Annotated in this window: 8 protein-coding genes and 1 pseudogene; 7 read left to right on the forward strand and 2 right to left on the reverse strand. The window is 55.1% G+C overall.

The features are described 5' to 3' along the window. Positions 1 to 21 precede the first annotated feature (21 nt). From AC07U6_RS01655 to AC07U6_RS01685, 7 genes and pseudogenes are all read left to right on the forward strand, one after another. Entirely contained in the window at positions 22 to 1,506 is a 1,485-nt protein-coding gene (locus tag AC07U6_RS01655; protein WP_494762784.1) for a carboxypeptidase M32, read from the forward strand. A 172-nt stretch (positions 1,507 to 1,678) separates the two neighbouring features. Beyond that, positions 1,679 to 2,092, forward strand: a complete 414-nt coding sequence (gene asr / locus AC07U6_RS01660; protein WP_494762785.1) for an acid resistance repetitive basic protein Asr — start codon at positions 1,679 to 1,681, stop codon at positions 2,090 to 2,092. A 91-nt stretch (positions 2,093 to 2,183) separates the two neighbouring features. Continuing rightward, entirely contained in the window at positions 2,184 to 2,264 is an 81-nt protein-coding gene (gene ydgU, locus AC07U6_RS01665; protein WP_494764497.1) for a small membrane protein YdgU, read from the forward strand. 110 nt (positions 2,265 to 2,374) lie between these two features. After that, on the forward strand, positions 2,375 to 3,181 hold the full coding sequence (locus AC07U6_RS01670; RefSeq protein ID WP_494762786.1) for a trypsin-like serine peptidase: 807 nt from the start codon (positions 2,375 to 2,377) through the stop codon (positions 3,179 to 3,181). Positions 3,182 to 3,457: 276 nt separating this feature from the next. Next, entirely contained in the window at positions 3,458 to 3,667 is a 210-nt protein-coding gene (locus AC07U6_RS01675; protein ID WP_494762787.1) for a SymE family type I addiction module toxin, read from the forward strand. A 14-nt stretch (positions 3,668 to 3,681) separates the two neighbouring features. Then, a complete protein-coding gene (locus AC07U6_RS01680; protein ID WP_494762788.1) occupies positions 3,682 to 3,927 on the forward strand; it encodes a RepB family protein in 246 nt (81 codons plus the stop codon). Continuing rightward, positions 3,924 to 4,267, forward strand: a pseudogene (locus AC07U6_RS01685) (SymE family type I addiction module toxin). The gene AC07U6_RS01680 and the pseudogene AC07U6_RS01685 overlap by 4 nt, the downstream one beginning before the upstream one ends. A gap of 31 nt (positions 4,268 to 4,298) precedes the next feature. Here the strand turns inward: AC07U6_RS01685 and AC07U6_RS01690 are convergent. Next, on the reverse strand, positions 4,299 to 4,685 hold the full coding sequence (locus tag AC07U6_RS01690; protein WP_494762789.1) for a contact-dependent growth inhibition system immunity protein: 387 nt from the start codon (positions 4,683 to 4,685) through the stop codon (positions 4,299 to 4,301). After that, positions 4,682 to 6,148: polymorphic toxin type 28 domain-containing protein (locus AC07U6_RS01695; protein WP_494764779.1), on the reverse strand; the 1,467-nt coding region annotated here is incomplete at its 5' end. The genes AC07U6_RS01690 and AC07U6_RS01695, both read right to left, overlap by 4 nt.

The following is a 6,148-nucleotide window of genomic DNA, read 5'->3' on the forward strand; positions in this document are numbered from 1 at the left end:
CTTCACTTATTAAGGAACAGTATGTCATCTGCTTACGCGAACCTGACCCGGACCTTCCAGCGCCTGTCGCGCTTTGGTCATCTTGCTGCGATTACCGGCTGGGATATGCAAACCATGATGCCCGCAGGCGGCAGCCGCGCGCGCGGTGAAGCGCTGGCGGAACTGAGCGTGCTGCGTCATGAGATCCTGACGGCAAAACAGGTGGGCGAATGGCTGGACCAGGCGAAGCAGGAAGATCTGGACGACGTGGCGCAGGCCGATCTTTACGAAATGCACCGCGCCTGGCAGCAGGCATCTCTGCTGCCCGCCTCGCTGGTGGAAGCCAAATCTATCGCGGGTTCCCGCTGCGAACACGCGTGGCGTCAGCAGCGCCCCGCCAACGACTGGCAGGGATTTGCCGTCAATCTGAAAGAGGTGGTGAAACTCAGCCGCGAGGAAGCTGAAATTCGGGCACAGGCCAACGGCTGTTCGCGCTATGACGCACTGCTGGACGTATTCGAGCCGGGCATGACCAGCGCGAAGCTGGACAGCACCTTCGGCGATCTGAAACAGTGGCTGCCGGAGCTGCTGCAAAAAATCGTCGATCGGCAGGCGAAAGAAACGGTGATCGCTCCTGTCGGCCCCTTCCCACAGGAGCAGCAGAAAGAGCTGGGGCTGGCGATAATGAAGCTGCTGGGCTTTGATTTTAACGCCGGCCGCCTGGACGTTAGCGCGCATCCGTTCTGCGGCGGCGTACCGCAGGATGTACGAATCACCACCCGCTATAAAAGCGATGAATTTATCAGTGCGATGATGGGCGTGATCCACGAAACCGGCCACGCGCGCTATGAGCAAAATCTGCCGCAGCAGTGGGCCGATCGGCCTGTGGCACTGGCGCGCTCAACTGCGATTCATGAGTCACAGAGCCTGTTCTTTGAGAAACAGCTGGGCCGCAGCCCGGAGTTCCTCAGCCTGATCCAGCCACTGGCGGTACAACTGCTGGGCGATCGCCCGGGCATGGAGACCACCAACTTTATTGCGCTGAACCAGCGGGTGAAACCGGGCCTGATCCGCGTGGATGCCGATGAGGTCAGCTATCCGGCTCACGTGATCCTGCGCTATGAGATTGAACGCGCGCTGATCGCCGGAGAGATTGAAGTCGATGATATTCCCACGCTGTGGCAGGAAAAAATGCAGCACTTGCTGGGCATTAATACCGCGGGTAACTACCGCGATGGCTGTATGCAGGATATTCACTGGACCGACGGTGCCTTCGGCTACTTCCCGACCTATACGCTGGGTGCAATGTACGCCGCGCAGCTGTTCCAGGCACTCAAACGCGCAATTCCGCAGGTGAATGAACTGATCGCGCAGAGCGATCTTCAGCCGGTGTTTAACTGGCTACAGCAGAATATCTGGCAGCACGGCAGCCGTTTCTCCACCCGCCAGCTGGTAGAGAATGCCACCGGAGAGGACCTCAACCCGAAATGGTTCCGCCAGCATCTTGAGAGCCGTTATCTGAAGTAAACCCGCCGCTGTTACAGGCCCTGAAGGGGAATGCGATCGCCGCATTCCCCTTTGTACAATCGGTTACACGCCGATACCAATCACTCACTGAAGCGCCCGTCCCGTTCTCATATAGTTTACTCACCGGCCCCGCAGTGGGCTGACACATGAATAAACATTTGAGGGTTTTGCAATGAAAAAATTATTTGCTCTGGTTGTAGCCGCTGCAATGGGTCTGTCTTCAGTTGCTTTCGCTGCTGAGACCACAGCTGCCCCAGCTACCACCGCACCAGCCGCCGCTGCAACGACCACGACTGCGGCACCAGCTCCGGCTAAAGCAACCGCTAAGCATCACAAAAAACACAAGAAAGCGACCGAGCAGAAAGCTCAGGCGGCTAAAAAACATCACAAAGCGGCTAAGAAACCAGTAGCCCAGAAAGCGCAGGCTGCTAAAAAGCATCACAAAGCGGCTAAGAAACCAGTAGCTCAGAAAGCGCAGGCTGCTAAAAAGCACCACAAAGCGGCTAAGAAACCAGTAGCTCAGAAAGCGCAGGCTGCTAAAAAGCATCACAAAGCTGCCAAGAAAGCCGCTGCTCCTAAAGCGTAATTTTCGCAGACGGGCAGACAGCCGCCCGAAACAAGATCTTTAACTCAAACACCCGGATAATCCGGGTGTTTCTTTCCCGGAGTCTCGGATGATGGTGCGCCGCTATTTATTCGAAATTATTCTGGTTGTGGTGATCCTTTGCGGTGTGATTGCCGCCAGCTTCTACATCTGAACCCTGTAGCGTGCTGATATTCCAAATTAATCTCCCTTTTTGAGCGCTATCCGTCTATAGTTACTGCATTAGCGTAATCACCTTTAATGCTTCTCCAGCCCGAGAGAAATATGCGCCTGACTGCTGTGTTATTAATGGGTCTTCTCGCTTTTTCGTACCAAACCCAAGCCGATGATGATGCCCAAAGTGAAGCCGACACCAGGACGCTGTTCTTTGGTAAAGACGGCCGCCTGCCGGTGAGTGATACCGCCAGCCAGCCGTGGGAAGCGATCGGGCAGCTTGAAACGGCCAGCGGCAATTTGTGCAGCGCTACGCTTATCTCCCCTCATCTCGCCCTGACCGCCGGTCACTGCCTGCTGGCACCGCCGGGAAAACTGGATAAAGCCATTGCGCTACGTTTTGTCGCCAGAAACAACGGCAAATGGCGATATGAGATCCACGATATCGAAGGCCGGGTGAATCCGACGCTGGGGAAAAGACTCAAGGCCGATGGTGATGGCTGGATTGTTCCTGCTTCAGCCGCGCCTTATGATTTCGGGCTGATTATTTTACGTAATCCCCCATCCGGTATTGTGCCGCTGCCGCTGTTTGCCGGTACGCGCAGCGAAATGACCGCCGCGCTGAAAGCCACCGGCCGCAAAGTGACTCAGGCGGGTTATCCGGAGGATCACCTGGATACGCTTTATTCGCATAACGACTGCCTGATCACCGGCTGGGCGCAGAAAACGGTGCTGTCGCACCAGTGCGATACGTTACCGGGAGACAGCGGCTCCCCGCTGCTGCTGAAGGTTAACGGCAACTGGCAGCTGATTGCAGTACAAAGCTCCGCCCCTGCGCCGAAAGATCGCTACCTGGCCGATAATCGTGCTATTGCCGTAACGGCATTTCGCGATAGTCTGGAAGAACTGGCAAAGTAAGTTTATGCCAGCAGCACGTGCAGGAGGCCAAATCTCCACACAGAGCTGGTGAGCAGGCGGCCCGAAGAAACCTCCGCATTTAAACGAATGTATTCTGAGTTGGACTAGCTCACGCTTGCCCGGAAAGCAGCGAAGACAGTTCTGGACGTCATAGTTGTGAAGAGCCAGGTCACGCAGGTTGTTGCGCATTTAGAAGGGATAAATTTATTAAAGCAGAGCTGAGATGCTGGAACACCTGACCTTAGCTAACCACAGGCAACTAAACAGGTGTTGATTATGGCTGAGCAACATTATAAGTCAGAACCCGCCACACCCCAAGCCCGCAAGAGCATTGTCGGCTACCGCCCCAACGGCGGCAGGCCCAACCCGCTCCCTCAGCTCACCCTTAAAGGCCGTCGGCTGGGATCGCTGGTATTCACCACCGGCCAGCGGATCGAAGTGAGCACCGCACCGGGTCAGTTGATCATCCGCGTCGTTACGCAGTAACAGGGAGGTTCATCATGGCCAAGACCAACGCACAACACCAGGCCGAGTACCGCGCACGCCGTCGCCGCGATAGGGTGAGCACACACCTGAACATCGAGGTGAGCCTCGTCGCCCATTTTGCGCTTGAACGACTGGCGCACCATCACGGCCTGACCCAGCGCCAGATGCTGGAACAGCTGATCACCGGCCCCCTCGAGGCCCTGTGCAAGAGCCTCGAGGGTGACAACTTCCGCCGATATATCAATATGGGGGCAGCATGAACATCACCTTCACACCCCAACTGATCCCGGAGCTGACGATCGACGGCGGCATGCTGGCCGGGCTGGGTTTTACCCCCGGCACACCGTTACAGCTTACGCTGCGGCCCGATGGCCTGTGGATCACCACCGTCACCGATGAGGCCACCGGGAAGCCGTCTGTGAGGCCAGCCAACAGCGGCAAGATTTGGGAGCGGATTGGGTACGGCAGAACGGCGAGCTGATTATTGGCGGCGACTGGCTTACCGAGTTCGGGATCACCGGTGCAGAACAACTGGAACTCACCGCCGCACCCGGAGTAATCCGGTTGCAGTGGCGGAACGATGGGAGATTTCAGGCGTAGAAGCAACAACCCCGGCCAAGGCCGGGGTTAATTATTCGATTATTTGATTGATTTTTAATATATCTTTTTTTAAATCATCGTTTACGTCTGAAGGATCTAGCTGATTTATAAGTTGCTTTATCCGGATAAAAATATGCTTATGACCTTTTAGAACATCGCCTTTTATCGTCGATAATGCTGCTATAAGTTCACCATCGTAATATTCTCCAGCTAACGGATCTTCAGTAAGAACATCCAATACTCTTGGCATCAACTCGTCAACACATAGATTCTGTCGAATGGCACGGCAAAGATCTTCTAAGGCCAACTCTTCGATTGGTATATCGATGACGCGATCGAACCATTGTTCCAGTGGGGACTGTTGGTCGGGTTCCTTCGTTATGTTGATGTTTCCTATCAATTTACGTAAGGTAATCATATTCCATGTCCTTTCAAGGCTGATTCTATCTTATTAATGGCATCAGTTGCCCTACCATATGCAGCCTGAGCCTCAGGATTATTCACGTTTTTCAATGTATCCGCATGGTTTCTTAGTCCCCTAAGAGTATTTTGCATTTCCTGCATGTGATCCCAATACCCGCCATCCTTTTTAGGCACAGGATTACCATCCATATCTTTGAGAGTTCCTGCTATATCATGATCCTTCAAAGCATGTTTTATAGCGTTATCAATCTTCCTGATAGAACTTTCTTGCTTCTGATTAAGCTTATCTACAGGCTTTTCATTTTGCTGTTTAGGGTCATTTTCTGGTGGTGGTGGTGTTCCGGTTCCCGATCCCGAACCACCTATCTCTTTCTTCTGCTCATCCGTCAGATCTTTACCAATATTCGGATTCTGGTTCGCGTTCGAATCAGGTTGATTCTGCGCCGAGACTATCGCCAACATCACACACGCATTGTTGGCTAAACACGCCGCATCTAATCCCGCTTTAACTTGTTTGGTCAAGGCCAGCGCGGCCGCATCATTCGGGTTGGTGCTACCCGCTTCAGCCATCGCCGCCGCATTCAGCAATTGTTGCGCCTGCATTTGCTGCAACATACCCAGGCTGGTCATGTTGTTGCTCAGCTCGTTCTGGCCTGCCTGCGCACCCGTTACTGCGCTGCCCGTGTCTCCGCCAGCCAGACCGCCCGCCAATCCTGCGGCCAATGAACCCAGCCCAACCAGCGTCTGCTTTTGTTGCTCCGTCAGTTGGTCAATCGGCGTATCACCATACAAGGCATTCTTGATGGCCTCACCGGCCAGAGCCGATGTGCCTGCACCCGCCGCGCCCGCAAGACCATTATTGCCCTGCATTTCGGCCAAGACGCCGGCAACGACCGCATGCGCCATGACTCGGCTCGCTTCATCTGGGGCGGTCTGCTTAATCACTTCCGCAAGATATGGTGCTGCACCGCCCGCTATCGCCGCTTTCAGGTCACCACCGGCTAAGCCTTGTATTGCCGCCGTCGCTACCTGCATCCCTTGTTGGATTGCGCTGCCAGTGCCCCATTCTGCCTGGGCGGTCTTGTACGACGACGTATTAGTCAGCTTCTCATTGTAAGCCGCCCATTCTTCCTTACTCGCGCCTTTACCCGGCTCCTTGATGCCTTTATCTGCCAGCTCCGCCTTGCCCGCATTCGTCGCCCGGATATTCCCTTCCGTGCGCGCGATATCCATCGCCTGGCTGCCTATCTCCCCGATAACCTGCGCTTCCTGCAGCCGCTTCTGCTCTTTCTCCTTATCAAAGATCGGACTCAGACCGTTCGCCGCGTGCTCCGTATCGCGGTCCAGCGTTGCCACATCCTGCTGCTGTTTGTCTTTGTCGCGGATAATGATCGTGCCGTCTTCCACCGCCGCGTGCGTCGTGCTGCTGTCATGCCCGCTGCCGCTGGCGCCGACCAG

It is taken from the genome of Erwinia sp. GW821-FHT03D09, from assembly GCF_059420805.1.